Origin of the sequence: Aquitalea pelogenes (genome assembly GCF_001515305.1) — a bacterium.
GTDB classification, from domain to species: Bacteria; Pseudomonadota; Gammaproteobacteria; order Burkholderiales; family Chromobacteriaceae; genus Aquitalea; species Aquitalea pelogenes.
Window position 1 is genome coordinate 17,558 of the sequence record NZ_LNQV01000002.1, and the last position, 26,544, is coordinate 44,101.

Sequence of the window (26,544 nt, forward strand, 5' to 3'; positions counted from 1 at the left end):
ATTGCATTGGAATGAATTGTAAACCCCGAGGGGGCATATGTCAGCGTCGGCCCTTGCCCAGCAGGTAAATTTCGCTGGAGCGGTCACGCGAAGCCTTGGGTTTGCGGGTAACTACCTCGTCAAACAGGTCTCGCATGGACTGCAGGTAGGGCTGGAAATCGCTGCCCTGGAACACTTTGACGAGAAAACAGCCGCCAGGTTTCAGATGATCACGTGCAAATTCGAGCGCCAGCTCACACAGCAAAAAGCTTCTGGCCTGATCCATGGCACTCATACCTGAGATATTGGGTGCCATGTCGGAAATTACAAGGTCCAGCGCGCGGCCGTCCAGCAGATCGACAAACTGGGCCAGCACTTCGTCTTCGCGGAAGTCGCCCTGGATGAAGTCGACATCGGCAATCGGGTTCATCGGCAGGATATCCAGCGCAAACACCTTGCCCTGCGGCCCGACGATGCGGGCAGCCACCTGCGACCAGCTGCCCGGAGCGCTACCCAGGTCAGCCAGTACCGTGCCCGGGCGGATCAGTTTGTCTTTCTCGTTGATTTCCAGCAGCTTGTACGCTGCCCGTGCCCGGTAGCCATCTTTCTTGGCCATCTGTACATACTGGTCGTTAACATGTTCGCGCAGCCAGGTATTGCTGCTGGTACTTCTTGCCATGAGTCGTTTCCTGCCGTTTCACTCAGCACAGCCATGCTGGCTATCCTGTTGTTTTTCAGTCTGTTTGTGACCAGAGTTTGGGCTATGGGCCAAACTCTAGTAGAATCCCGTTTTGCTTTGAAACCAAGCCTGTCCAATGAAAATCGAACTGCAACCATTCCAGCGCCAGCACCTCAAGGGCCTGGCTCAGACTCTCAACCCGGTCGTGATGATCGGCAACAACGGCCTGAGCGAGTCCGTACTGCGCGAAATCGCCATGAGCCTGGATGCCCATGAACTGATCAAGATCCGCGTTCAGGGTGATGACCGCGCGGCACGCATTGCGCTCTACGAGCAAATTTGCGACGAGCTGGGTGCAGCGCCGGTGCAGCATATCGGCAAATTGCTGGTGCTGTGGCGCCCCAGCGACAAGCAGCGCATTGTTCTGCCCAAGAACAAGAAAGCGCTGAAGATTGCTTCCCAATCCTGATACTGCCCTTGGGCGGTATAGCAAAAGCGGTGGCTTGCCACCGCTTTTATTTTGCCTGCACCTTATTGTGGACAGGCCACCTGCGGCATCACAAGGTCAGTCCCGTCGCAGGATGTAGGCCAGCCCCATCAGGCTCTGTACCAGATAGATCAGGCTGGAAATGGCATGCCAAGTAGCGAAACCGCCGCCAAACAGGCCTTCTGCCGCGTGGTTCATCTGCAGTTTGAGTGCCGCAATGATGGGCGTCACGGCAAAATGGTTGATCACGGTACACAGCAGCATGCCGACAATCAGCCAGAAGCTGGCTTCCTTCATGCCCCGCACGCCATTGCGCCATACCGCATCCACCAGCAGGAATACCCCACACACCAGACCCACCCAGGCGATGGCGGCAAACAGTTTGCCGGCAACCATGCCGGCCGTCACGGTATCCAGTGAGCGGAACAATACCGGGGCCACAATGATGCCGATCACCCAAAGTCCACCGATCCAGAAGGTTCTGGCTATCGCTCGCAATCCGTCCATGCGTGCTCCCTGACTCCACAGCAAAAACGCGCGAAAGCGCGCGTTTGGTTTGTCTGCTTTAGATGTATTTGACGTCCAGCACTTCGTATTCGCGAATGCCGCCCGGGGCCACCACTTCGGCCACGTCGCCGCTTTCCTTGCCGATCAGCGCACGGGCAATCGGCGAATTGACCGACACCTTGCACAACTTGATGTCGGCTTCATCATCGCCCACGATCTGGTAGGTCACCTGGTCTTCGGTTTCCAGATCCATCAGCTCGACGGTGGCACCAAACACCACGCGGCCATCAGCGTCCAGCTCGGCCGGGTTGATGATCATGGCGTTGGAAATCTTGCCTTCCAGTTCGGCAATACGGCCTTCAACGAAGCCTTGGCGCTCTTTGGCAGCATCGTATTCTGCATTTTCGGACAGATCGCCATGCGACCGTGCCTCGGCAATCGCTTCGATCACCGCCGGGCGCTCCACGCTCTTCAGGCGTTGCAGTTCTTCTTTGAGAAGTTCGGCGCCACGCAGCGTCAACGGGACTTTGTTCATTCGGGTGCTCTCCTGAGGCGGTACCCCCGCCGTCATCAAAAACACAAGCCGCCGTACGAGACGGCGGCTTGGCTGTTGCAGTTCAATGTCTGGATTGTAACGGCAAATCGTCCGCGGTTCAAAGCTTCAACGCACAACTTGCCGTCACATTCCGACAGTACACCACATCAAGGCTTGATGGAGGCGTGCAGTTCCTGAACGCTGTAGACATCAAACTCTTCCACATGGGCCATGCCCACGCACACTGCCTTGGCACCGGCCAGGGTGGTGTACTGCGGAATGCGCGCCTGCAGGGCGCTGCGGCGGATAGAATGGCTGTCCTGAATGGCCTGACGCTTTTCGTCCACGGTGTTGACCAGCACGTCGATTTCGCCGTTCTTGATCATGTCGACGATGTGCGGACGGCCTTCGTTCACCTTGTTGACCACCTGCACCACGATGCCTGCTTCGGCCAGGGTCTTGGCAGTGCCGCGCGTTGCGCAGACGCCAAAGCCCAGACGTTGCAGCTCGCGTGCCACGTCAACCGCGCCGTTCTTGTCGGACTGACGTACCGACAGGAACACCTTGCCGGTGCGCGGCAGCTTGTCGCCAGCGGCCAGCTGGCTCTTGACGAAGGCTTCGGCAAAGCTCTTGCCCACACCCATCACTTCGCCGGTGGACTTCATTTCCGGTCCCAGGATGGTATCCACGCCCGGGAACTTGATGAAGGGGAATACGGCTTCCTTCACGGCGTAGTACGGCGGGATCACTTCCTTGGTGAAGCCCTGCTCGGCCAGGCTGATACCGGCCATGGCACGGGCGGCAATCTTGGCCAGCGGAGCGCCGGTTACCTTGGACACAAACGGTACGGTACGCGAGGCACGCGGATTCACTTCCAGCACGAAGATGGTGTCGCCCTGGATGGCGAACTGCACGTTCATCAGGCCGACCACGTTCAGCGCACGCGCCATGGCTTCGGTCTGGCGACGGATTTCGTCCTGTACGGCCGGGAACAGGCTGTACGGCGGCAGCGAGCAAGCGGAGTCACCGGAGTGCACACCAGCCTGTTCGATATGCTGCATGATGCCGCCGATGACCACGTCCTTGCCGTCGGAGATGCAATCCACGTCCACTTCGATGGCGTCGTTCAGGAAGCGGTCCAGCAGCACCGGGCTGTCGTTGGACACCTTCACCGCTTCGCGCATGTAGCGTTCCAGATCAGCCGGTTCGTGCACGATTTCCATCGCGCGGCCGCCCAGTACGTAGGACGGACGCACTACCAGCGGATAGCCGATCTCCTCGGCCAGCTTCATCGCGTCGGCCGGAGTGCGGGCGGTGCGGTTCGGCGGCTGTTTCAGGCCCAGTTCGTTCAGCAGCTTCTGGAAACGTTCGCGGTCTTCGGCAGCGTCGATCATGTCCGGCGAGGTGCCGATGATGGACACGCCATTGGCTTCCAGCGCACGCGCCAGTTTCAGCGGGGTCTGGCCGCCGTACTGCACGATCACGCCGAACGGTTTTTCGATGCGGCAGATTTCCAGCACGTCTTCCAGCGTCAGCGGTTCGAAGTACAGACGGTCGGACGTGTCGTAGTCGGTCGATACGGTTTCCGGGTTGCAGTTGACCATGATGGTCTCGAAGCCGGATTCGCGCAGCGCCAGCGCTGCATGCACGCAGCAGTAGTCGAATTCGATACCCTGACCGATACGGTTGGGGCCGCCACCCAGTACCATGACCTTCTTGCGGTCGGTGGGCTTGGCTTCGCACTCTTCTTCGTAGCTGGAGTACATGTAGGCGGTGGAGGTGGCGAACTCGGCCGCGCAGGTATCCACACGCTTGTACACCGGATGCAGGCCCAGCGCCCAGCGCTTGGCACGCACGGCAGCCTGGTCGGTATTCAGCAGCTCGCCCAGGCGACGGTCGGAGAAGCCCTTGCGCTTCAGGCGACGCAGTTCGTCAAAGCCCAGTTCTTCCACCTTGCGGCCGGCCAGGGCTTTTTCTTCGCCCACGATGTCTTCGATCTGGGCCAGGAACCACGGGTCGATCTTGCTCAGCGCAAACACGTCGTCACGGCTCATGCCCACGCGGAAGGCATCGGCCACGTACAGGATACGTTCCGGTCCCGGGGTGCTGACTTCGTGACGGATGGTTTCTTCGTTGGTGGTGACCGGGTTGAAGCCGGACAGGCCGGTTTCCAGGCCACGCAGCGCCTTGTGCATGGATTCCTGCAGGGTGCGGCCCATGGCCATCACTTCGCCCACCGACTTCATCTGGGTGGTCAGGCGGTTATCGGCCTGCGGGAATTTTTCGAAGGCGAAACGCGGAATCTTGGTAACCACGTAGTCGATGGACGGTTCGAACGAAGCCGGGGTGGCACCACCGGTGATGTCGTTCTTCAGTTCGTCCAGGGTGTAACCCACGGCCAGCTTGGCGGCGACCTTGGCAATCGGGAAACCGGTGGCCTTGGAGGCCAGTGCCGAGGAACGCGATACACGCGGGTTCATCTCGATCACAATCATTTCGCCGTTCACCGGATTGGTGGCGAACTGCACGTTGGAACCGCCGGTGTCCACGCCGATTTCACGGAGTACCGCGATCGATGCATTACGCATGATCTGGTATTCCTTGTCGGTGAGGGTCTGTGCCGGGGCCACGGTGATGGAGTCACCGGTGTGCACGCCCATCGGGTCGAAGTTCTCGATGGAGCAGATGATGATGCAGTTGTCTTTCTTGTCGCGCACCACTTCCATTTCGTACTCTTTCCAGCCGAGTACGGACTGCTCGATCAGCAGTTCATGGGTGGGAGACGCTTCAAAACCGCGCTCGCAGATCGCCAGGAATTCTTCCTTGTTGTAGGCGATACCGCCACCGGAGCCGCCCATGGTGAAGGACGGACGGATCAGCGTGGGGAAGCCCACCTTGGATTGCGCTTCCAGCGACTCTTCCATGGTGTGGCAGACGAAGGACAGCGGGCAGGACAGGCCGATCTTGGCCATGGCTTCCTTGAAGCGGCCACGGTCTTCCGCCTTGTCGATGGCGTCTTCGGTGGCACCGATCAGCTCGACGTTGTACTTTTCCAGCACGCCGTGCTTGGCCAGGTCCAGTGCACAGTTCAGTGCGGTCTGGCCGCCCATGGTGGGCAGAATGGCGTCCGGGCGTTCCTTGGCGATGATTTTTTCCAGAACAGGCCAGGTAATGGGTTCGATGTAGGTGACATCGGCCATGTTCGGGTCGGTCATGATGGTGGCCGGATTGGAGTTCACCAGGATGACTTTGTAACCTTCTTCACGCAGGGCCTTGCAGGCCTGTGCGCCGGAGTAGTCAAACTCGCAGGCCTGGCCAATCACAATGGGGCCAGCGCCGATGATGAGAATACTCTTGAGGTCGGTACGTTTCGGCATGTTATCGCTCAGTCAATTTCAATTGTTCAGTTCAGGCTGGCTGCCGCCAGTTTGGCCCCGAAGCCCAGAAACAGCGCGCCCACTCCGCCAGACATGACAGAGGACAGTTTGCGGCGGCGGCGGAAGGCTTCGGCCAGTCTTGCTCCGGACACGATGATGGTGGCCAGATACAGGGCACTGCACAACTGCAGCAGCGTGCCCAGCGCAAGAAAGGTCAGCACCGGGTGCGGATAGGCCGGGTCGACGAATTGCACGAAGAAAGACACGAAGAACAAGATGGCCTTGGGGTTCATCAGGCTGATGACCAGCGCCTTGACGAAGGGACGGCTGGCGTCCACTTCGCGGCGCGCTTCCGGCGCAGCAGCGTCCCCGCGGGAAGCATTGCGCCAGGCACGCCAGGCGCCACGCAGCATCTGCAGCCCTAGCCAGGTCAGGTAAGCACCGCCGGCGTACTTGACCATGGCAAACAGGGCCGGATTGGCCTTGAGCACCCCTGCCGCCCCTGTGGCGGCCAGCGTCATCAGGATGGCATCACCGGTAAATACCCCGCAGGCACCCACAAAGCCGCGACGGATGCCGCGCTGTGCCGCCACCGACAGCACATACATGGAGTTGGGGCCTGGCAGCAGCACGATGATGATGGTGCCGATCAGGTAGGTGGTGATATCGGTAATGCCCAGCATGCTTGTTCTCCGTATGCTCCGTTTACTTCGCCTGGCTCATCGCCGTGATGAAGCGGTCAAACAGATAGGCCACGTCTTCCGGGCCTGGGCTCGCTTCCGGGTGACCCTGGAAGGAGAAGGCCGGACGGTCGGTCAGCGCAATGCCCTGTACGGTCTGGTCGAACAGGCTGCGATGGGTCACGCGCACATTGGCCGGCAGGGTGGATTCGTCCACCTGGAAGCCATGGTTCTGACTGGTGATCATCACGCGGCCGCTGTCCAGATCCTGCACCGGGTGGTTGGCACCGTGGTGGCCGAACTTCATCTTGCTGGTCTTGGCACCAGTGGCCAGACCCAGCAGCTGGTGACCCAGACAGATGCCGAATACCGGCAGACGGGTTTCCAGGATTTCGCGGATGGCAGCGATGGCGTAGTCACAAGGCTCCGGATCGCCAGGGCCGTTGGAGAGGAACACGCCATCCGGATTCAGCGCCAGCACGTCCTTGGCCGGCGTCTGCGCCGGTACCACGGTCAGCTTGCAGCCACGTTCGGCCAGCATGCGCAGGATGTTGTGCTTCACGCCGAAGTCGTAAGCCACCACATGGAACGGGGTTTCGGCCTGCTCGCTGTAGCCGCTGCCCAGTTTCCATTCGCCCAGCTTCCACTGGTAGGACTCGGTGCAGCTGACTACCTTGGCCAGATCCTGACCGGCCATGGAACCGAAACCGCGTGCCAGTTCCAGTGCGCGGGCTTCGTCCAGATCGGCACCGGCCATGATGCAGCCGGCCTGTGCGCCTTTTTCACGCAGGATGCGGGTCAGGCGGCGGGTGTCGATATCGGCAATAGCCACGACATTGTTCTTGGCCAGGTAGTCGGACAGCGAATCTTCGCGCGGAAGTTGCTGTGCAGCAGCGGCAGATCACGAATGATCAGACCGGATGCGAAAACGGCGCGGGATTCGGTATCTTCCGAATTCGCGCCGACATTACCGATGTGGGGATAAGTCAGGGTGACGATTTGTTTGGTGTAGGAGGGATCGGTGAGGATTTCCTGATACCCGGTCATGGCGGTATTGAATACCACTTCGCCGACCGTATGGCCGGTGGCTCCGATGGCACTGCCCTTGAAGAGGGTACCGTCAGCCAAGACGAGGATCGCTGGTACGGTTGACACTGACTAGCTCCTGTTGCGTTTCGCTTGTATGTTTTTGCGGATTTTTATGTGAATAACGGGACACGACGTTTTGCGCCTGTCCCGTTTGGTTAAACCTTACCATCATACCGCTTTCGGCCAGTTGAAACAAGTCACAAGCACCTGTTTTTGCATCACTTCCTGATTTGTCCTGCCTTGTTTCCAATACTTTTACATAAAGAAACAGCCACCCGCAGGTGGCTGTTCAGCACCATAAAACGCAAGATCAGAACAGGGTATCGTCCAGCTCCAGCACACTGTCAGCCCCATCCACAATGGCTGCAGCCAGGCCGCCAACCTGCGGCAGCAGGTGCTCGGCAAAGAAGCGGGCGGTGGTGATCTTGGCCTTGAGGAAATCCTCGTCCACACCATCTTCACCCAGCTTTTCGCGTGCGATCAGCGCGGCGCGGCCCAGCTGCCAGCCACCCAGCACAATGCCCATCAGCTTGAGGAAAGGTACCGAACCGGCGGCCGCCAGCTTCGGCTGCGTGCCAAAGCTGCCCAGGATGAAAGCAACGCAGCGCTCAGCCTCGGCAGCAGCCTGCTGCAGATTGCGCGCCATGCTGGCATAGCCGGCAGCCGCCAGCTTGTCGGCAGTCGCTCGCGCCTCTTCCAGCAGCGCACGGGCCGTCGCGCCGCCTTCGCTGAAGGTCTTGCGGCCAATCAGGTCCAGCGCCTGGATGCCGGTGGTGCCTTCGTAAATGGCGGTGATGCGGGCATCGCGGTAGTACTGGGCCACACCGGTTTCTTCGATGAAGCCCATGCCGCCATGTACTTGCACCGCGAGGCTGGTCAGCTCGTTGGCCTGCTCGGTATTCCAGCCCTTGACGATGGGAATGAGGAAGTTCACCAGCGCCTGATTGCGTGCAGCTTCGCTGGCCACCGGGTGGCGCGAGGCGCGGTCCAGCGCGGCGGCAGTGTAGAAGGCCAAGGCACGTTGCGCTTCGATCTGGCTGCGCATGGTCATCAGCATGCGACGGATATCCGGGTGCTTGATGATGGCCACACCAGCCGGGTCGGGCGAACCGATGGCGCGGCTTTGCACGCGGTCACGCGCATACTCGACCGCCTTCTGGTAAGCGCGCTCGGATACCGACATGCCTTCCACCCCCACCCCGAGACGGGCGTGGTTCATCATGGTGAACATATAGCCCAGACCCTTGTTGGCCTCGCCCACCAGATAGCCGACCGCACCACCGTTATCGCCAAAGCTCATCACCGCTGTCGGGCTGCCATGAATACCCAGCTTGTGTTCCAGCGAGACGCAACGCACGTCGTTACGCGCACCCAGGCTGCCATCGGCATTGACCAGGAACTTGGGCACGATGAACAGGGAAATGCCCTTCACCCCGGCCGCGCATCCGGCAGGCGGGCCAGCACCAGATGGACGATGTTGTCGGCCATGTCGTGCTCACCCCAGGTGATGAAAATCTTCTGGCCGGTCACCAGATAGCTGCCATCCGCCTGCGGTACGGCACGCGAGCGCACCTGGGCCAGGTCGGAACCGGCCTGCGGCTCGGTCAGGTTCATGGTGCCGGTCCATTCGCCACTGGACATGCGCGGCAGGTAAACCGCCTTCAATTCTTCCGAGGCATGGTGGTGAATCGCCTCCACCGCACCCAGCGTCAGCAGCGGTGCCAGCGAAAAGGCCAGATTGGATGAGCACCACATTTCTTCGGCAGCAATCGCCACCAGCGCCGGCATGCCCTGCCCGCCAAAATCAGCCGGAGCACGCAGACCCACCCAACCGGATTCGACATATTGCTGCCAGGCTTCCTTGAAGCCAGGCGCGGCGGTCACTTCGCCGTCCTTCAGCGTGGCACCCTTGTCGCCCTGCTTGTTGATGGGTGCCAGCACGCCTTCGGCAAACTTGGCGGCCTCTTCCAGAATGGCATCCACCAGCTCGACCGAGCAGTCTTCATAACCCGGCAGGCTGCACACCGAGGTCAGTTCGGCCAATTCATTCAGTACAAAACGGATTTCCTTGACTGGCGCGTTATAGATCATGAATCTCTCCTCATTCTTGCTGCACAACAATCGTCGTAGATATGAAAAAACCGGCACGCCGTCTACCTGATGCATGAGCGCACCTTCCCGTTAGCGGGTAACGGGAAAGCTGGCTCCTCCACGAAGCAGACCGGTCGTTGCCGGTTGTTTTTTGTTTTGATCCGGCGGCTATCTTGCCTGCTCGGATGGGGAGGGTCGCCCCTCCCCGCACACCATTACTTGGACAGCTCGGCCAGCAGTTCCGGCACCACGGTGAACAGGTCACCCACGATGCCGTAATCGGCCACCTGGAAGATCGGCGCTTCTTCGTCCTTGTTGATCGCCACGATCACCTTGGAGTCCTTCATGCCGGCCAGATGCTGGATGGCACCGGAAATGCCCACGGCGAAGTACAGTTGCGGCGCAACCACCTTGCCGGTCTGGCCAACCTGGTAGTCGTTCGGTGCATAGCCGGCATCAACGGCAGCGCGGGAAGCACCCACGGCAGCACCCAGCTTGTCAGCCAGCGGTTCGATCACGGACTTGAACTGCTCTTCCGAACCCAGCGCACGACCACCGGATACGATGATCTTGGCAGCGCCCAGTTCCGGACGGTCAGACTTGGTCAGTTCCTGGCCGACAAAGCTCGACAGTTGCGGATCAGCAGCCACGGCAACACTTTCCACGGCAGCGGAACCACCCTGAGCGGCAGCAGCGTCGAAAGCGGTGGTACGCACGGTGATTACCTTGATGGCATCAGCCGATTGCACGGTAGCCAGCACGTTGCCGGCATACACCGGACGTACGAAGGTGTCAGCGGATTCGATAGCGGTGATTTCGGAAATCTGTGCCACATCCAGCAAGGCAGCCACGCGCGGCAGCAGGTTCTTGCCAAAGGAGCTGGCCGGAGCCAGTACATGGCTGTAGCCCTTGGCCACTTCCACCACCAGGGCGGACAGCGACTCTGCCAGACCATGGGCGTACTGGGCGGCATCAGCCAGCAGTACCTTGGCCACACCAGCCACGCTCTTGGCCGCATCGGCAGCAGCAGCGGCGTTGTGGCCGGCCACCAGTACATGCACTTCGCCCAGCTTGGCTGCGGCGGTTACGGTATTCAGGGTGCCTGCTTTCAGGCTCTGGTTGTCGTGTTCAGCGATAACGAGAATGGCCATGGCTTACAGCACCTTTGCGTCGTTTTTCAGTTTGGCTACCAGCTCGGCAGCGTTGGCTACCTTGATGCCGGCAGAGCGCTTGGCCGGTTCGGCCACTTTCAGCGTTTTCAGGCGCGGCGTGACGTCCACACCCAGGTCGGCCGGGCTGGTCTTGTCCAGCGGCTTCTTCTTGGCGGCCATGATGTTGGGCAGCTTGATGAAGCGCGGCTCGTTCAGGCGCAGGTCGGCGGTAACCACGGCCGGCAGACGCAGCTTGACGGTTTCCAGGCCACCGTCGATTTCGCGGATCACGTCCACGGTTTCGGCAGCAACATCCACCTTGGAGGCGAAGGTGCCTTGTGCCCAGCCCAGCAAGGCAGCAGCCATCTGGCCGGTCTGGTTGGCATCATCGTCAATGGCTTGCTTGCCGACGATCAGCAGCTGCGGCTGCTCCTTGTCAGCAACCGCTTTCAGCAGCTTGGCCACGGCCAGGGGTTGCAGTTCGGTTTCGGTTTCCACCAGGATGGCGCGGTCGGCACCCATGGCCAGGGCGGTGCGCAGGGTTTCCTCGCACTGCTTGACACCCATGGACACGACCACGATTTCGCTGGCCTTGCCGGCTTCTTTCAGACGGACGGCTTCTTCTACCGCGATTTCGTCAAAGGGGTTCATCGACATCTTGACGTTGGCGATATCCACATCAGAACCGTCGGCCTTTACGCGAACCTTCACGTTGTAATCGACAACGCGTTTAACAGCGACTAGAACTTTCATATTCCTCCAGCGAATAGCTCTCTGGGTTAATCGAACTGGGAAGGGACTTGCTACCGTGGTGTTTCCCGATTATGCCCTAACGCTTTTTCAAACGAGCGTTTGGTTGATTATTTGTGTGTGACACGTAGCAAAAAAACAACTGATTGCAGATACTACGTCATTTCCGCTTAATTTGCATTTCGTCTGCCGCATGGCACAATGCAGTGCAACAATTTCAACGTCATAGCCGGAGAATCATGCATGACTGTCTACTTTGAAGATATCAAGGTTGGCGACTCTGCCGAGTACGCCAAAACCATCACCGAAGCCGATATCCTGATGTTTGCTGCGGTCTCCGGTGATGACAACCCGGTGCACATCAACCAGGAATATGCCGAAACCACACCGTTCCGGACCCGCATTGCCCACGGCATGCTGACCGCCAGCCTGATTTCCACCGTGGTGGGCACCAAGCTGCCCGGCAACGGCACCATCTACCTGTCGCAATCCACACGCTTCAAGGCACCGGTGCGTATTGGTCAGACTGTCACCGCCCGCGCCACCGTGGTGGAAATTTTCCCGGACAAAAAGCGTGTGAAGCTGGCCACCCAATGCCTGGTGCAAGGCAAGGTGGTGCTGGATGGTGAGTCGCTGGTGATTGCACCAAGCCGAGCCGAATAAAGATGAAAACAGCTTTGCAGGTAGTGGCCCTGACCGATGAGCAGGGCCATGTCATTGCACCGGAGCTGCTGGCCAGCTGTAGCCAGCTGCATCATCAGCTGCGTCCCATGCTGCCCGTGGACGGTGCTGCCTATGCAGCAAAAATGCAACGGGTGTGCAGCTACGGTGCCCGTATGGTTGCAGCGGTGGACAGCGAGGGCCGCCCTTTGGGCCTGGCCCTGTTCCGGGTATATGAAAATACCTACGAGGACCTGCGGCTTTATATTGACGACCTGGTCAGTGACGAAGCACATCGCTCACGCGGCATCGGCAGCCTGTTGCTGGACTGGTGTGCAACAGAAGCCCGTCGGCTGGGATGTGGCTATCAGGTGCTGGATTCCGGCACCTGGCGCACCGAAGCCCACCGCCTGTACTTCCGCCAGGGCTTCAGCATTTCCTCGTTTCACTTCACCAAGCCATTGAAGTAAACATTGGAGGAATCCGGGTCGCGGCCATGCCACAAGGGAGCACAAGCTCCCTTTTCTTATTTGGCTTGTGGTTGGCGCTGATGCTGGCAAGCCAGAGCCCAGCGCACCGGTTCGGCCACCAGCTCATCCGGGTAATCCTGCCGCTGCTGCAAAGCAGCCACGATGTCCGGATCATACGGCGCATTACCCAACCCCACGGCCAGATTGGAGAGCCATTTGGCATAGCCGATACGGTATATCGGGCTGCCGGCCAGTTTTTCCTTGAACATGGCCTCACTCCAGCCAAATAACTCCAGCAGACTGACTTGATCCAGTCCGTGCCGCACGGCAAAGTCTGGCTCGCGCGTATGCACGGCAAAGCGGTTCCACGGACAGGTCAGCTGACAATCGTCACAGCCATAGACACGGTTGCCAATCATGGGGCGAAACTCAAGCGGAATGGCCGTCTTCAGCTCGATGGTGAGATAAGAGATGCAGCGGCGCGCATCCACTTTGTAAGGTGCAGTGATGGCCTGCGTCGGACAGACATCGATACAACGGGTGCAACGGCCGCAGTGTTCTGGCTCGGACACATCGGCAGGCAGAGGAAGGTCAGTAAACAACTCGCCCAGAAAATACAGCGAGCCTTGCTCGCGGTTCAACAGCAAGCTGTGCTTGCCGCGCCAGCCAAGGCCGGACTGCGCGGCCAGCGCCACCTCGGCCACCGGCGCACTATCGGTAAACACGCGGTAGCCAAACGGGCCGATATGCTCGGCCACTTTGTCTGCCAGTTTCTGCAAACGTGCCCGCAGCACCTTGTGATAATCCCGCCCCAGGGCATAGCGCGACAGATAGGCAAGTCGGCCATCTCCCAGCACGTCTTCGCTGGCCAGCGCCTCCGCCGGCCAGTAAGGCAGGCGCACGCTGACAATGGACAGGGTGCCGGGTACCAGGTCCGCCGGTTTGACCCGCAGGCTGCCATGCCGGGCCATGTAATCCATCTGGCCATGGCATCCCTCATCCAGCCAGGCCTGCAGTTGCGCCTCGGCCTGCGCTGGCAGCTGGGCCTTGCTGATTCGTGCCGCGGCAAAGCCCAAATCTTGCGCCCAGGCTTTGATTTGCCCGGCCAATTCGGGATAATCCAGTTTTTGATAGGATTTCTCAGTCATATGGTCATGGATGATACCAGCGTTCGCAGTGGCAACCTGCCCGATGAGTCAGCAACCCTTGCGCTTGGCGCCAGCATGGCCGCAGCACTGCAGGCAGGTGTAGTCATTTTCCTGCAAGGCGACCTTGGTGCAGGAAAACCACATTTACCCGTGGCCTGCTGGCTGGCCTGGCCTATCATGGCAAGGTAAAGAGCCCCACCTACACGCTGGTGGAAAGCTACCCGTTTGCCGACTTCACCATCCATCATTTCGACCTGTATCGTTTTGCTGACCCGGAAGAATGGGATGACGCAGGTTTCCGTGATTACTTCGGCAAGGATAGCGTTTGTCTGGTCGAGTGGCCGGACAAGGCCGGTGCTTTGCTTCCGCCTGCCGATCTGACACTGGAACTTGAAGTCAGCAACACAGGTCGCACGTATCGTTTAACTGCAAGAACAGAAACCGGACAGTCATGCCTGACTCGACTTTCGACCCCATCCGCCGCCGCCTGATTGGTGCGGCTGCCGCCACTTTCCTGCTTAGCGTCAGCAAGCTGGGCTTTGCCAGCAACAGCCAGGTGGTTGCCATCCGTATCTGGCCGGCATCCAGCTACACCCGCATCACGCTGGAAGCCAGCGATGCCATCAAGTTCAAACAGTTCACCATCAGCAATCCCGACCGGCTGGTGATTGATCTGGAAGGTGTGCAGCTCAACAGCGTGCTGAAAGACATCAGCAGCCAGATTGCCGATGCCGACCCGTATATCAAGACAGCCCGCGCCGGGCAATTCAGTCCGGATACCGTCCGGCTGGTGCTGGAACTCAAAACCGATGTCAAACCGCAGGCGTTCACCCTCAATCCGGTGGCCGAGTACAAACACCGTCTGGTGATCGACCTCTACCCCTCCAGTGGCGCACAAGATGACCCGCTGATGGCCTTGCTCGACGATTACAACAAGGGCAAGCTCACCGAGCCGCCGCCACAGGTAAAGCCGAAGAAGAACGACAGCAACCGCCCCATCGTGGTGATGCTGGACCCGGGCCATGGCGGTGAAGACCCAGGTGCCATCGGCATGAATGGCACCCGCGAAAAAGACATCGTCTTGCGCATCGGCAAGCAGCTGAAGCGCATGATTGATGCCGAGCGCAACATGAAGGCATTCATGACCCGCGAGGAAGACATTTTCATTCCGCTTGGCGTGCGCGTGGCCAAGGCGCGCAAGCTGAATGCCGACCTGTTCATTTCCATCCATGCCGATGCCGCGCCCAACCGTAGCGCCCGCGGCTCTTCGGTTTTCGCCTTGTCCGAAAAAGGCGCTTCCAGTGCCTTCGCCAAAACCATGGCCCAGTCGGAAAACAGCTCGGACCTGATTGGCGGGGTGAAGATTGCCAGCAAGGACAAGTTCCTGGCGCATACCTTGCTCGACCTCACCCAGACCGCCACCATCAATGACAGCCTGAAACTGGGCAAGATCATGCTGGGCAAGGTAGGCGGCCTGAACAAGCTGCACAGCTCCCAGGTAGAACAAGCCGGCTTTGCCGTTCTCAAGGCTCCGGACATTCCGTCCATCCTGGTGGAAACCGCCTTCATCAGTAATCCGGAAGAAGAGCAACGCCTGCTGGACAGCGACTTCCAGCAACAGATGGCCGGCTCCATCCTCAGTGGCGTAAAAACCTACTTCACCCAGGGTGCCGCGCTGGCAGCGCGAGCCTGAGGCAGGAACAAGACGCAAAAAGCCCGCGTGAGCGGGCTTTTTTCTTGAATGGATCAGCGGTAGCGCGCAGGATCAATCTCGCTATCCGGGCTTTCCTCCACCGCAGGCACACGGTATGTCTCGTTGGCCCACTCACCCAGATCAATCATTTTGCAGCGCTCGCTGCAAAAGGGACGATACTGACTGGCTGGCTCCCAGCGCACGGCGGCGCCGCAAGTGGGACAGGACACAATACGAACAGCTTGGGACATAAGGCTTAGAACTTGCAGTTGGTCAAAGTGAATTCAACATCCGACTCGGTCTGGCGCGGACGGCTCTCACCGGTGACTGCACTGACAAAACGGACATTGATGGCATATTTGTTGGCCGAGAGCTCCGGCAGCACGTTCAAGGCCGGATCGTAGGCAATACGAATCATCTGCACCACCTTGCCACCGGACATCTGCTGGAAGGCGCCATTGCGCGCAACATAATGATGCGTCTTGCCACTATCACGCAGCAGATGCAGCAGGATGCGCGCAGCCTCGGCCGTCGGCATCAGCGGTGCCGCCCAGCGCCGCATGTCACGACGTCGCTCTTCAGCCGGCTTCTGCTGCCACAAATAGTAGGACGGCAGATCAAACTGGCAAGTCCCGCCGGGGATACCTGCACGCTGTTTGATCGCCATCAGCCATTCGTTTTCGCGCAGATGCTGGCCGAACTTTCCGGTAATGCCATGCAGCTTTCCGGCAGCCAGCTCGATTTCATCCAGCACCTTGTCCAGGCTGTCTTCCGCCACATTCGGATTTTCTCGCAGCGCTTCGAGCACCTGCTTCTGACGTTCAAGCTCCTGCAGCAAGTCGGCTTTCAGGTCAGCACGGGATGCAGTCTCCAGCAATTCGAACAACACCAGCAATGCCGCATGGTGGTCCATTGCATGGTCTTTGCCCAGAAAATAGGCCAGCCGATCATACAACTGCTCCAGACGCAGCAATGTGCGGGTTCGCTCGGTGACAGGAAACTCGAAACTGATCACAAGACGTCTGCCCTTCTTGGTGGCTTGGAAAATGCCTTGTCACGCGCCGTGGGCAAGGTCTGCAAGATAATACTGGTGTTTGGCCTCGACTTGAAGCTGTAATGCTGCAAGTGTGCCGCCATTATCAATGACATCATCGGCCAGTGCCAGTCTTTGGGCGCGGCTCATTTGCGCTGCCATGATGGCGCGCACCGCTTCAGCAGTCAAACCACTGCGTGCCTGCACACGCTGTAGCTGTAAATCCTCATCACAGTCCACCAGCAGAGTACGCTGCACCAGCGCCCGATATTGCGGACTCTCAAACAGCAAAGGTACAACCAGCACTGCATATGGTGCTGTTGAATTTGCCAGCTGCTGCAGGCTCTGCTCCATGATCAGCGGGTGCAAAATGCCCTCGAGACGTTGCCTGCTCGCCGGATCGGCAAACACCAATTCACGCATGCACTTTCTATCCATGGCACCGTTGCCATCCAGCACACGCTCGCCAAATGCAGCCACAATCGGCGCAATCGCCCTGCCACCTGCGGCTGTGAGCTGATGGGCAATCACATCGGTATCCACCACATCCGCACCCAACAGGGCAAAATGATCGGCCGCTGCACTCTTGCCGGAGCCAATCCCGCCAGTCAGGCCCACCACCTTAATGGACATAGCTACCCAGATACCAGCTGACGATTTGCTTGCCCCATAGCAGTGCAATCCACCCGGCAGCAGCCAGATATGGACCAAACGGCAATGCCTGGCCTCGGCCAATACGCGACAGCAACATCAGGACAATACCAACCACAGCCCCTACCAGGGAGGAAAGCAAAATGATCAGTGGCAACATGCTCCATCCCAGCCAGGCACCGAAAGCTGCCAGCAACTTGAAGTCGCCATAGCCCATGCCTTCCTTGCCGGTACATAGCTTGAAAAGCCAGTACACCAACCATAAGCTCATGTAGCCTGCAACTGCCCCGATAACCGCATCCTCAAGCGGAACGGCTCCGGTGTACAGATTGAATAACAAGCCAGCCCACACCAAGGGCAGGGTCAGATCATCAGGTAACAGCTGGGTATCCGCATCAATGAAGGTGAGTACGACCAGCACTGCCGTCAACAGCAAGTAACCCAACATGGGCAGGCCCCAGCCAAAGCGCCATGCAACGGCAGCAAACAACAGGCCGGTGAGCAATTCGACAGCCGGATAGCGCCAGCTGATGCTGATGCCACAGTGCGCGCAGCGGCCACGCAGCAAGACATAACTGAGCAAGGGGATGTTCTGCCAGGCCTTCACATCCTGCTTGCAGCCAGGACAATGCGATGCAGGTACCAGCAGATTGTATCGCTCAGCATCCTGGACATCCCGACCGAGATATCGGTCACATTCCCGCTGCCAGCCACGCTCCATCATGACCGGCAAACGGTGAATGACCACATTCAGGAAACTACCCACCAACAAGCCAAGCAACAACGCCATCACCACCAGCAAGCCAGCATTTGCTGACAGCAGACTTCCGATTTCCACCATGCTTAACCCACCACCTGGCCCATTTTGAAAATCGGCATATACATTGCAATAACCAGGCCGCCAATCAGTACACCCAGAATCACCATGATGGCGGGTTCCAACAAGCTGGAAAGCGAAGCAACAGCGTTATCCACTTCTTCTTCATAAAAGTCTGCAATCTTGTCCAGCATCTGGTCGAGTGAACCCGACTCCTCACCAATGGAGGTCATCTGCAGCACCATATTGGGAAACAGCCCGGTACGCTGCATGGAATAGCTCAGGCTGGAACCGGCACTGACATCGTTTTGAATCAGTTTTGTCGCCTCGCTATATACCTGATTACCCGATGCGCCACCGACAGAATCCAGTGCTTCGACCAGCGGGACACCCGCAGCGAACAAGGTAGACAAAGTACGCGACCAACGTGCGATGGTGGCCTTGCGAATGATGTCACCGATGACCGGGAGCTTCAGCAAGATGCGATCAAACTGCTCCTGCAACTTGGGCGTGCGCTTGAATGCGTAGAAAAACGCAAAGATTGCACCAAAAATGCTGCCGAATATCAACCACCACCAATGAACAAAAAAGTCCGACAACCAGATGACAATCAGGGTTGGTGCAGGCAAATCCGCACCAAAGCTGGAGAACAGATCCTTGAATGCCGGAATCACGTAAATCATGATCACGGCGGTAATGATGAAGGCCGTCGCCACAATGGCGGTGGGGTAGATCATGGCGGACTTGATCTTGCCCTTGATCGCCATCACCTTTTCTTTGTAGGTAGCCAGCTTGTCCAGCAAGGAGTCCAGTACACCACCGGTCTCACCGGCTGCAATCAAATTGCAGAACAGCTTGTCGAAATACAGTGGACGCTTGCGGAATGCCTCTGCCAGAGACAGGCCAGTCTCCACATCAGCGCGTACTTCAAGCAGCATTTTGGTAACTGCCGGATTGCCATGCCCTTTGGCGGCAATATCAAATGCCTGCAGCAAGGGCACACCCGCCCGCATCATGGTGGAAAGCTGACGGGTGAACAGCGTAATGTCTTTTTCGGTAATCTTGCGGCCAAAACCACCGCGACGGCGCTTGACCTTGACGACATTAATACCCTGCCGACGCAACTGGGTCTTGGCGACAGCCTCAGTTTCGGCACGTAATTCCCCGCGCACTACCTTTCCTGCACGATCCTTGCCTTCCCATTCCCAGATAAAACCCGGGTTTACCTTTTTCGCCACGGTTGCCATGGTTTATATCTTTCTTATACCTAATCGTTGGTCACAGCCTCGATCTCGGCCAGCGAGGTCAGCCCACGCTTCACCTTCAGCAAACCGGCATGACGCAAATCAATCATGCCCTCTTGCAAGGCAAGGTCACTGATATCAATGGCAGTACCATTCTGCATGATCAGACGGGTCATGGCATCACTGATGGGCATGACTTCATAAATACCAGTACGTCCTTTATAGCCCGAGCCACGGCATTCGTCGCAGCCAACCGGACCGTATGGTTTCCAACTGCCATCCAGTTCCTCCGGGCGGAAACCCGCTCGCAGCAATGCCGGTTCAGGAATTTCTATTGGTGCCTTGCAGTGGTTGCACAAGCGTCTGGCCAGACGCTGGGCCATGATCAACAGTACCGAACTGGCGACGTTGAATGGTGCTACACCCATGTTTAGCAAACGCGTCAAGGTGGCAGGCGCATTATTGGTATGCAAGGTGGAAAACACCATGTGACCGGTTTGTGCAGCCTTGATGGAAATGTCTGCCGTTTCGAAATCCCGGATTTCACCCACCATGATGACATCAGGATCCTGCCGCAGAAACGCTTTCAAGGCAGACGAGAAGGTGAGACCAGCCTTCTCGTTTACATTGACCTGGTTAATGCCAGGCAAATTGATTTCAACCGGATCCTCCGCCGTCGAAATATTGATATCCGGCTTGTTCAGGATATTAAGGCAAGTATAAAGCGAAACCGTTTTACCACTACCGGTAGGCCCGGTCACCAGCACCATCCCGTATGGACGCGCAATGGCTTCGAGCAGCATTTTCTTCTGCTCTGGTTCAAAACCCAGCTGTTCGATATCCAGCGATGCGGCAGAAGCATCCAGAATACGCATCACGATCTTCTCGCCAAACAGGGTTGGCAAGGTACTGACACGAAAATCAATTGAATGTGTCTTGGACAACACCAGCTTCAAACGACCATCCTGCGGTACGCGCTTCTCGGAAATATCCAAACGCGATATCACCTTGATGCGGGATGCGATTTTTTCTTTCAACAGCAAAGGAGGCTGCGCAATCTCTTTCAGTTGGCCATCCACGCGATAGCGAATGCGGTAAAACTTTTCGTAAGGCTCGAAATGGACGTCGGATGCCCCGCCGTTAATGGCATCCAGCAGAACCTTGTGTATGAACTTGACGACAGGGGCGTCATCGACATCAGGCTGATTGGTTTCGCTATGCGGGGTCGGCTCATCCGGATCAACAAATTCCAGATCACCGAATTCCTCGTTCTCCAGGGCCTTGATCGCAGCAGTTGCATCTTCGGTGTACTTCCCAATCACTTTGGAAAGTTTGTCATCTTCAACCACGACCACTTCAACCGTCAGACCGGTCTTGAAAGTAATGGCGTGGAAGGCGGATGTCTGGGTCGGATCAGACGTACCAATAAACAGCTTGTTACCACGCTTGAACAAGGGAACCAGGCGACGACTGCCAATCAATTCGTCATCAACCAGCCCCTTGGGCAGCTGAACAGGATCGATGGCACCCATGTCCAGCAAAGGATAACCAAATACCCCCGACGCAAAAGTGGCAACCTCCACTGCGGACATCTTCTTGCTGGCAATTAGTTGCTCGACAAAACTGATGCCAGATGCCTGCGCCTGACGCTGGATAGCCTCTGCATCCTGTAACAGCAATGCATTGTTCTGCACCAGCGCTCTTCCCAGACCAGATATCCCAGCAGAAGCTTCCATAACTCCCCTTTGCGACTAGACGCTACCAATCAAGCCATATGGCATGCTGGCATTATATGCGCTGCACGGACAAAGTGGCAGGCCCCATGGCTAGGCTCGCTCACTATCTCGCTTCTACAGCAGAATAATGCAAAAAGGACTGCCGAAGCAGTCCTTTTCTTAAGTTTAACTCTCTGAACAAGAATTAGAACTTGTGCTGAACACCAACAGCAACGGTGTGCTCGTTAGAGTACTTGTTATCGCTGGTATCACGATAGGAGTTCTGAACGAAGCCGTAGGAAGCGTAAGCAGTGGTACGCTTGCTCAGGGCATAGTCAGCACCCAGAACGTACTGGTTCAGGTGACCCTTGATGTCAGAACCGCCCTCAACCGAAGCGCCCCATACACGACCGTAGGAGAATTTCGGAGTGATTGCACCAAAGGTGTAACCCAGGGTCAGGCCAGCTTCTTTATGGGTAACAGCCGCAGAACCAACAGTGGTGGCACCAGCGAAGTTATTAGCAACAACGTCAGAAGACGCACCCAGCTTGGAATGGCCATAGTAAGCAGCAGCCAGGATGTTGTTGGCATTATAGCCACCTTCCAAACGCCAGTAGTTAGATGCCTTGTCAGTTGCAATAGCATTGGCAGTGCGAACGTAGCCAAAAGTACCGAAGTAGCCAGAATTGGTATAAGTTGCACCAACACTCCACTCGTTCTTCTTGTTGTTTACGTTGGTCTCATCAACACCATACTGAACGGCACCGCTCAGGCCCGCAACGAACTCGGGGATATCATAACGAATCGAGTTGGCGTAACGAGTGTCCAGCTGGTTGATCGAGCTGTAAGACTGACCGTTAACACCCTGATTGCCATAAATCCATGCATCCGGAGCACCAGCGTCGGAGTTCAGGAACGAGCTCAGTTTACCCAAACGAACTTTACCGAAAGCACCTTGCAAACCAACAAAGGAGTCACGGGATGCAAAAGTATTGCTACCACCGTTACCAGAAGTATTACCAGAAGTGCCGTCAATGTTCAGGCTCTGTTCAACTTGCCAGATAGCCTTCAGACCGTTACCCAGATCTTCGTTGCCCTTGAAACCGATCAGAGAACCGGTGTCATCGATGCGGGTAATGGACTTCAGCTTGCCGGTGTTGCTGGCAGAGGAGTTCGCAGCATAGGTCTTGCTGCTTTCCATGTCGGCTTCGATGGTGCCGTAAATGGTTACATCAGCCATTGCGTGAGCTACCGGCAGAGCGGCCAGAGCCAGGGCGATCAGCTTCTTGTTCATCGCTAATTCCTTTCGAAGTCAGTTAATGTAGTCCTGTTAGATTGCCTTGCCAGCGCAAGCACCCGGACATTTTTTCACCGCCGATTGATCGGCTGGTTGCTGGCTGAAATATAAAACGCCCGTTGCAAAAATACAAAACATCGCAGCGAAACCATGGTGACAGCCAGAAACACCCAACCCACAACAAAACAACAAGTCTTTGTTTTTATTGATATTTACTGAAAATTGTCGCTTCAAATCGGTAAAACCAAAAAAACAACAACCCCAGCAAAGTGTTGCAAAAATGCTAATAATGGATTGTTTTTTGCATGCCCACCAACCACCTGACAACGCCCTATCATGTCCAATACCAACATATTCTGGTTCCGCCGCGACCTGAGGCTGGATGACAATGCAGCGCTGTACCATGCACTGAAAGCTGGCAAACCCGTCCGCTGCCTGTTTGTTTTCGACCATGAAATTCTGGATGAACTTGCTGCCGATGACCGACGGATCGACTTCATCTGGCAGTCAGTTGCCGAGCTACGACAGGAGCTGAATCGCATAGGCAGCGATTTGCATGTGACACAAGGGCGAGCCAGTGATCTTGTTCCGGAACTGGCGCAACAGTGGCAGGCAGATTCTGTATTTGCCAACCGTGACTACGAACCTGCAGCACGCGTACGTGATCAGCACGTCGCTGAGCAGTTAGCACAACAGGGGCGTCAACTGCAGTTGTTCAAGGATCAGGTCATCTTTGAAACAGATGAGATTCTCACCACCACGGGACGCCCCTACACGGTATTCACACCTTATAAGAATGCATGGCTGAAAAAACTGGATAGCTTTTACATGCAGGCCTATCCGACTCAGCAGTATCTGCAGTACCTGGACCGATGGAGCTCCGCCCCGACACCATCGCTGGAACAACTGGGGTTTAAGTCCGGCCTTGCCAGTTTGAAAGGTGGCAGTCATGCGGCAGAGCAGCTGTTTGCCGACTTTTGTCAGCGCATCACTCACTACAAGATATGGCGTGACTATCCGGCAACCAAAGGGGTGTCCTATCTTTCCACCCACTTGCGCTTCGGTACTATTTCCCTGAGAAAGCTGGTTCAGTTTGCCTGCCTGCAAGGCGGCGAAGGGGCGGACTGCTGGCTGGGCGAGTTGATCTGGCGTGATTTCTATCAGCAGCTGATTTGGCACTTTCCCATTGCTGCCGGACACAGTTTCAAGGAAGAGTATCGTCAGCTTGCATTTGAGAATCGTGAAGAGTGGCTGATTGCATGGCAGGAGGGACGTACAGGCTATCCGATCGTAGATGCGGCAATGCGTCAACTGAACCAGAGCGGCTACATGCATAACCGCTTACGCATGATTACAGCCAGTTTTCTGGTCAAGGATTTGCTGATTGACTGGCGCAAGGGGGAAGCGTACTTCGCCGCCAAGCTACTCGACTTCGACCTGGCAGCCAACAATGGTGGCTGGCAGTGGGCAGCGTCGACAGGCTGCGATGCACAGCCCTATTTCAGGATATTCAATCCGGTCACCCAGTCCGCCAAGTTTGATCCTGATGGCAAGTTCATCCGTCGCTATGTACCCGAACTGGCCCAGTTCAACGACAAGGACATTCATGCTCCATGGCTGGCAAAAAATCCGCCCATGGGCTTTCAACTGGGCAGAGACTACCCTAAGCCACTGGTTGACCATGCGGAACAGCGACAGAAGGCCTTGATGCTGTTTGGCAAAAACAAGGAATGACAATAGCAAAAGCGCCCATGTGGGCGCTTTGCTTTTACAACGACAGCTTCAGCAGCTCACTTTTTCGCCGGCGCAGCCTTGGCTGCTGGTGCAGCCGCCTTGGCAGGGGTTGCGGCCGCAGGAGCGGGAACAGTACTAGTCCCGGTGACACTGATGTCCTTCTTCAACTTTTCCAGTGTCTTGTCGCCGATACCGCTTACCTTCTTCAGGTCATCTACCGTCTTGAATGCACCATTCTTGGTGCGGTAATCGATAATGGCTTTGGCCTTGACCGGGCCGATGCCATTGAGAGACTCAAGCTGCTGCTGGTTAGCCGTATTAATGTTGATAGCGGCCAGCGCAGAGGCGCAGATAAAAAACATACCAACAATCAGCGCAAACAGTTTTTTCATGAAACGAGGCTCCTTACATTGATTGAAAACATTCCAGTCAATAACGATGCAACAGTAATTCCAGTACTACTTTGCTACCGATGTAAGCAAGCAACAAGGTCCCGAAGCCAGCCAGTGTCCAGCGTATCGCAATCTTCCCGCGCCATCCCTTGAAGTGTCGCCCCAAGAGCAAAGCAGCGAACAATAACCAGGAGATGACGGAAAAGACTGTCTTATGGCTCAGGGCAACTGCTTTGCCAAACACCTCTTCAGAAAAAACGATGCCGGTCAGCAGGGATACCGTCAGCAGCAGGAAGCCGATGCCGATGACCTGAAACATCATTTTTTCCAACGAGAGCAAAGGCGGAAGCTGTCGTACCAGCGATAACCAACGCTTGTCGTGCAGGGCTTTCTCGAGGAACAACATCAATACGGCCAGCAACGCTGCAATGGCAAACAGACTGTAAGCCACAATCGATACCAAAACATGCAGGGCGAAAGCCGGATTGCCAAGGTCATGGATGATGTGCTCACCCGGAAATACCAGTGAGAACACCAGTGTGAACACGGCCAATGGCATCATGAACAACTGCAGGCCCTCTACCCGGTAGAAAAAGCCGCATGTCCAGTAAATCACCAGCATCATCCAGACCACAACCGACAGGGCACGCCCCACTCCCAAGGAAAACATCACGCCTTCCGACAAAGGAGACACTACCGCATAGGCATGCACTAACAGCAGGAAACCCAGCGCGGTATGCTCCAGTTTCGGGTTACGCGGCAAACTGGCAACACCCTTCCAGTTACCGATGAAATGCCATGAGAGCCCGGCATAGGCCAGACTCAGCAGAATAGTCAGGGAAAAAAGAAACGCGGTCATGGTGTTAGCGCCATCATTTGCGGGCGTCAACCCGGCAGCTCGTGGTAAAATCGTAAGTTTGAAAGTCTACACCAACCTGTCCCTTGTTGGCAGACAGAAGGACTCAGCATGTTAGACAACCTGACCAACCGCCTGTCCGGCGTCATCAAGAACCTGCGCGGCAATGCCCGCCTGACCGAAACCAACATCCAGGATGCACTGCGGGAAGTCCGCATGGCATTGTTGGAGGCCGACGTCGCACTTCCTGTTGTGAAGGCATTCATTTCCCAGATCAAGGAACGTGCTCTGGGCCAGGAAGTCATGGGCAGCCTGACACCGGGGCAAGCCCTGGTCGGCGTGGTCAACGAAGAACTTGTCAAATTGATGGGGGAGAAAAACGACGCCCTCAATCTGGCAGCTGTTCCACCAGCCATTGTACTGATGGCTGGCCTGCAGGGTGCAGGTAAAACCACAACCGTTGGCAAGCTGGCCAAATTACTGAAAGAAACCCAGAAAAAGAAAGTTCTGGTGGTTTCCGCTGACGTTTATCGTCCAGCTGCGATCGAGCAGCTGAAATTGCTGGCAGAACAGGTAGGTGTCGAGTGGTTCCCCTCCGACGGCAATCAAAAGCCGGTGGATATCGCACGTGCCGCTGTTGATCATGCAAAGCGCCACTTTTTTGATGTACTGATGGTGGATACTGCCGGTCGCCTGGCCATTGACGAAGCGATGATGGCCGAGATCAAGGCGGTGCACGCCGCCATCAATCCGGTCGAAACGCTGTTTGTGGTGGATGCCATGCAAGGCCAGGATGCAGTCAATACTGCGCAGGCCTTTAATGAAGCCCTGCCGCTGACCGGCGTTATCCTGACCAAGATGGATGGTGACTCGCGCGGTGGTGCGGCGCTGTCCGTACGCCACATCACGGGCAAACCGATCAAGTTTATTGGTGTTGGCGAAAAGGTAAGCGGGCTTGAAGCCTTCCACCCGGATCGTATCGCCAGCCGTATTCTGGGCATGGGTGATGTGCTGTCCCTGATCGAAGAAGTCCAGAAGGGCATCGATCAGGATGAAGCTGCTGCCATGGCCAAGAAGCTCAAGTCTGGCAAGGGCTTTGACCTGGAAGACTTCAAGGCACAGATGCAGCAGATGAAGAAAATGGGCGGCATGTCCAATCTGCTGGAGAAAATGCCTGGTCAGCTTGGTCAGATGGCCAAGGGCATTCAGGGTGCAGAAGCAGAAAAGTCGATGCGTCGCATTGAGGGCATCATCAATGCCATGACCATGGAAGAACGTCGCAAGCCCGAGTTGATCAAGGCCAGCCGCAAACGCCGCATTGCCGCAGGCTCCGGGGTGACGGTGCAAGAGGTCAACCGCCTGCTGAACCAGTTTGAGCAGACCCAGAAAATGATGAAGCAGTTTTCAGCCAAAGGCGGGCTGATGAAAATGATGCGCGGCATGAAAGGCATGATGCCGGGGATGTAAGCAAAACGGGTGCTCTGCACCCGTTTTGCTTGATGTGAAGGG

General features: G+C 56.9%; 24 protein-coding genes and 3 pseudogenes. 7 read left to right on the forward strand and 20 right to left on the reverse strand.

The genetic code is table 11. The features are described 5' to 3' along the window. Nucleotides 1-40: 40 nt before the first annotated feature. Nucleotides 41-658: an RlmE family RNA methyltransferase gene (locus AWT75_RS01105; RefSeq protein ID WP_045845399.1), complete on the reverse strand. Its 618-nt coding sequence runs from the start codon at nt 656-658 to the stop codon at nt 41-43. A gap of 136 nt (nt 659-794) precedes the next feature. Between AWT75_RS01105 and AWT75_RS01110 the strand changes: the two genes are divergently transcribed. Beyond that, nucleotides 795-1,127, forward strand: coding sequence for a YhbY family RNA-binding protein (locus AWT75_RS01110; RefSeq protein ID WP_045845400.1), 333 nt, complete (start codon nt 795-797; stop codon nt 1,125-1,127). 96 nt (nt 1,128-1,223) lie between these two features. On the opposite strand, the gene AWT75_RS01115 is transcribed toward AWT75_RS01110, so the two are convergent. From AWT75_RS01115 to AWT75_RS01150, 8 genes and pseudogenes are all read right to left on the reverse strand, one after another. Then, nucleotides 1,224-1,652 (reverse strand): DUF4149 domain-containing protein, encoded by a 429-nt coding sequence (locus AWT75_RS01115; protein WP_045845401.1) that lies wholly within the window; start codon nt 1,650-1,652, stop codon nt 1,224-1,226. A 58-nt stretch (nt 1,653-1,710) separates the two neighbouring features. Then, on the reverse strand, nt 1,711-2,187 hold the full coding sequence (gene greA, locus AWT75_RS01120) for a transcription elongation factor GreA (protein WP_045845402.1): 477 nt from the start codon (nt 2,185-2,187) through the stop codon (nt 1,711-1,713). A gap of 167 nt (nt 2,188-2,354) precedes the next feature. Next, nucleotides 2,355-5,564, reverse strand: a complete 3,210-nt coding sequence (carB, locus tag AWT75_RS01125; protein ID WP_045845403.1) for a carbamoyl-phosphate synthase large subunit — start codon at nt 5,562-5,564, stop codon at nt 2,355-2,357. Between the two features lie 26 nt (nt 5,565-5,590). Beyond that, nucleotides 5,591-6,247: a leucine efflux protein LeuE gene (gene leuE / locus AWT75_RS01130; RefSeq protein WP_062786336.1), complete on the reverse strand. Its 657-nt coding sequence runs from the start codon at nt 6,245-6,247 to the stop codon at nt 5,591-5,593. Nucleotides 6,248-6,269: 22 nt separating this feature from the next. Then, nucleotides 6,270-7,399: pseudogene (gene carA / locus AWT75_RS01135) on the reverse strand (glutamine-hydrolyzing carbamoyl-phosphate synthase small subunit). 244 nt (nt 7,400-7,643) lie between these two features. Continuing rightward, nucleotides 7,644-9,424 (reverse strand): annotated as a pseudogene (locus tag AWT75_RS01140) (acyl-CoA dehydrogenase). Between the two features lie 215 nt (nt 9,425-9,639). Continuing rightward, nucleotides 9,640-10,575 carry an electron transfer flavoprotein subunit alpha/FixB family protein gene (locus AWT75_RS01145; protein WP_062786339.1) on the reverse strand — a complete coding sequence of 312 codons (936 nt, stop codon included), beginning with the start codon at nt 10,573-10,575 and terminating at the stop codon, nt 9,640-9,642. A gap of 3 nt (nt 10,576-10,578) precedes the next feature. Then, entirely contained in the window at nt 10,579-11,328 is a 750-nt protein-coding gene (locus AWT75_RS01150) for an electron transfer flavoprotein subunit beta/FixA family protein (RefSeq protein WP_045845408.1), read from the reverse strand. A 240-nt stretch (nt 11,329-11,568) separates the two neighbouring features. Here AWT75_RS01150 and AWT75_RS01155 point away from each other — a divergent pair, with 240 nt between their 5' ends. After that, the gene (locus AWT75_RS01155; protein ID WP_062786343.1) at nt 11,569-11,988 is read left to right on the forward strand and encodes a MaoC family dehydratase; all 420 of its coding nucleotides are present in this window, start codon (nt 11,569-11,571) and stop codon (nt 11,986-11,988) included. A gap of 2 nt (nt 11,989-11,990) precedes the next feature. Then, a complete protein-coding gene (locus AWT75_RS01160) occupies nt 11,991-12,455 on the forward strand; it encodes a GNAT family N-acetyltransferase (RefSeq protein ID WP_052693773.1) in 465 nt (154 codons plus the stop codon). 56 nt (nt 12,456-12,511) lie between these two features. Here AWT75_RS01160 and queG read toward each other — a convergent pair whose 3' ends face one another. Then, nucleotides 12,512-13,603, reverse strand: coding sequence for a tRNA epoxyqueuosine(34) reductase QueG (queG, locus tag AWT75_RS01165; protein WP_062786346.1), 1,092 nt, complete (start codon nt 13,601-13,603; stop codon nt 12,512-12,514). Nucleotides 13,604-13,609: 6 nt separating this feature from the next. Here queG and tsaE point away from each other — a divergent pair. Together tsaE and AWT75_RS01170 are read left to right on the forward strand one after the other, a co-directional pair. Next, nucleotides 13,610-14,094 (forward strand): annotated as a pseudogene (gene tsaE / locus AWT75_RS20680) (tRNA (adenosine(37)-N6)-threonylcarbamoyltransferase complex ATPase subunit type 1 TsaE). Then, nucleotides 14,055-15,296: an N-acetylmuramoyl-L-alanine amidase gene (locus tag AWT75_RS01170; RefSeq protein ID WP_045845411.1), complete on the forward strand. Its 1,242-nt coding sequence runs from the start codon at nt 14,055-14,057 to the stop codon at nt 15,294-15,296. Before tsaE ends, AWT75_RS01170 begins: the two are co-directional and overlap by 40 nt. A 53-nt stretch (nt 15,297-15,349) precedes the next feature. Here AWT75_RS01170 and yacG read toward each other — a convergent pair whose 3' ends face one another. The 8 genes from yacG to AWT75_RS21160 form a co-directional block, all read right to left on the reverse strand. Then, a complete protein-coding gene (gene yacG / locus AWT75_RS01175; protein ID WP_045845412.1) occupies nt 15,350-15,547 on the reverse strand; it encodes a DNA gyrase inhibitor YacG in 198 nt (65 codons plus the stop codon). Between the two features lie 5 nt (nt 15,548-15,552). Continuing rightward, nucleotides 15,553-16,311 (reverse strand): cell division protein ZapD, encoded by a 759-nt coding sequence (gene zapD, locus AWT75_RS01180; protein ID WP_045845413.1) that lies wholly within the window; start codon nt 16,309-16,311, stop codon nt 15,553-15,555. 39 nt (nt 16,312-16,350) lie between these two features. Continuing rightward, the gene (gene coaE, locus AWT75_RS01185) at nt 16,351-17,040 is read right to left on the reverse strand and encodes a dephospho-CoA kinase (protein ID WP_338021282.1); all 690 of its coding nucleotides are present in this window, start codon (nt 17,038-17,040) and stop codon (nt 16,351-16,353) included. Then, nucleotides 16,952-17,821 (reverse strand): prepilin peptidase, encoded by an 870-nt coding sequence (locus AWT75_RS01190; protein WP_062786352.1) that lies wholly within the window; start codon nt 17,819-17,821, stop codon nt 16,952-16,954. The genes coaE and AWT75_RS01190 overlap by 89 nt, the downstream gene beginning before the upstream one ends. Before the next feature lie 2 nt (nt 17,822-17,823). Beyond that, the gene (locus tag AWT75_RS01195; RefSeq protein ID WP_045845416.1) at nt 17,824-19,044 is read right to left on the reverse strand and encodes a type II secretion system F family protein; all 1,221 of its coding nucleotides are present in this window, start codon (nt 19,042-19,044) and stop codon (nt 17,824-17,826) included. A gap of 20 nt (nt 19,045-19,064) precedes the next feature. Continuing rightward, a complete protein-coding gene (gene pilB / locus AWT75_RS01200; protein WP_045845417.1) occupies nt 19,065-20,777 on the reverse strand; it encodes a type IV-A pilus assembly ATPase PilB in 1,713 nt (570 codons plus the stop codon). Nucleotides 20,778-20,961: 184 nt separating this feature from the next. Next, nucleotides 20,962-22,050, reverse strand: coding sequence for a porin (locus AWT75_RS01205; RefSeq protein ID WP_062786356.1), 1,089 nt, complete (start codon nt 22,048-22,050; stop codon nt 20,962-20,964). Nucleotides 22,051-22,086: 36 nt separating this feature from the next. Continuing rightward, a complete protein-coding gene (locus AWT75_RS21160; RefSeq protein WP_153013203.1) occupies nt 22,087-22,380 on the reverse strand; it encodes a hypothetical protein in 294 nt (97 codons plus the stop codon). 9 nt (nt 22,381-22,389) lie between these two features. On the opposite strand from AWT75_RS21160, the gene AWT75_RS01210 reads away from it, so the two are divergent. Next, the gene (locus AWT75_RS01210) at nt 22,390-23,787 is read left to right on the forward strand and encodes a cryptochrome/photolyase family protein (RefSeq protein WP_062786360.1); all 1,398 of its coding nucleotides are present in this window, start codon (nt 22,390-22,392) and stop codon (nt 23,785-23,787) included. Between the two features lie 56 nt (nt 23,788-23,843). Here the strand turns inward: AWT75_RS01210 and AWT75_RS01215 are convergent, their stop codons facing one another. Then, entirely contained in the window at nt 23,844-24,179 is a 336-nt protein-coding gene (locus tag AWT75_RS01215) for a ComEA family DNA-binding protein (protein WP_045845420.1), read from the reverse strand. A 37-nt stretch (nt 24,180-24,216) separates the two neighbouring features. Further along, nucleotides 24,217-25,038, reverse strand: coding sequence for a cytochrome C assembly family protein (locus tag AWT75_RS01220; RefSeq protein WP_062786365.1), 822 nt, complete (start codon nt 25,036-25,038; stop codon nt 24,217-24,219). Nucleotides 25,039-25,146: 108 nt separating this feature from the next. On the opposite strand from AWT75_RS01220, the gene ffh reads away from it, so the two are divergent. Continuing rightward, entirely contained in the window at nt 25,147-26,502 is a 1,356-nt protein-coding gene (gene ffh, locus AWT75_RS01225; protein ID WP_045845422.1) for a signal recognition particle protein, read from the forward strand. The last annotated feature ends 42 nt before the right edge of the window (nt 26,503-26,544 follow it).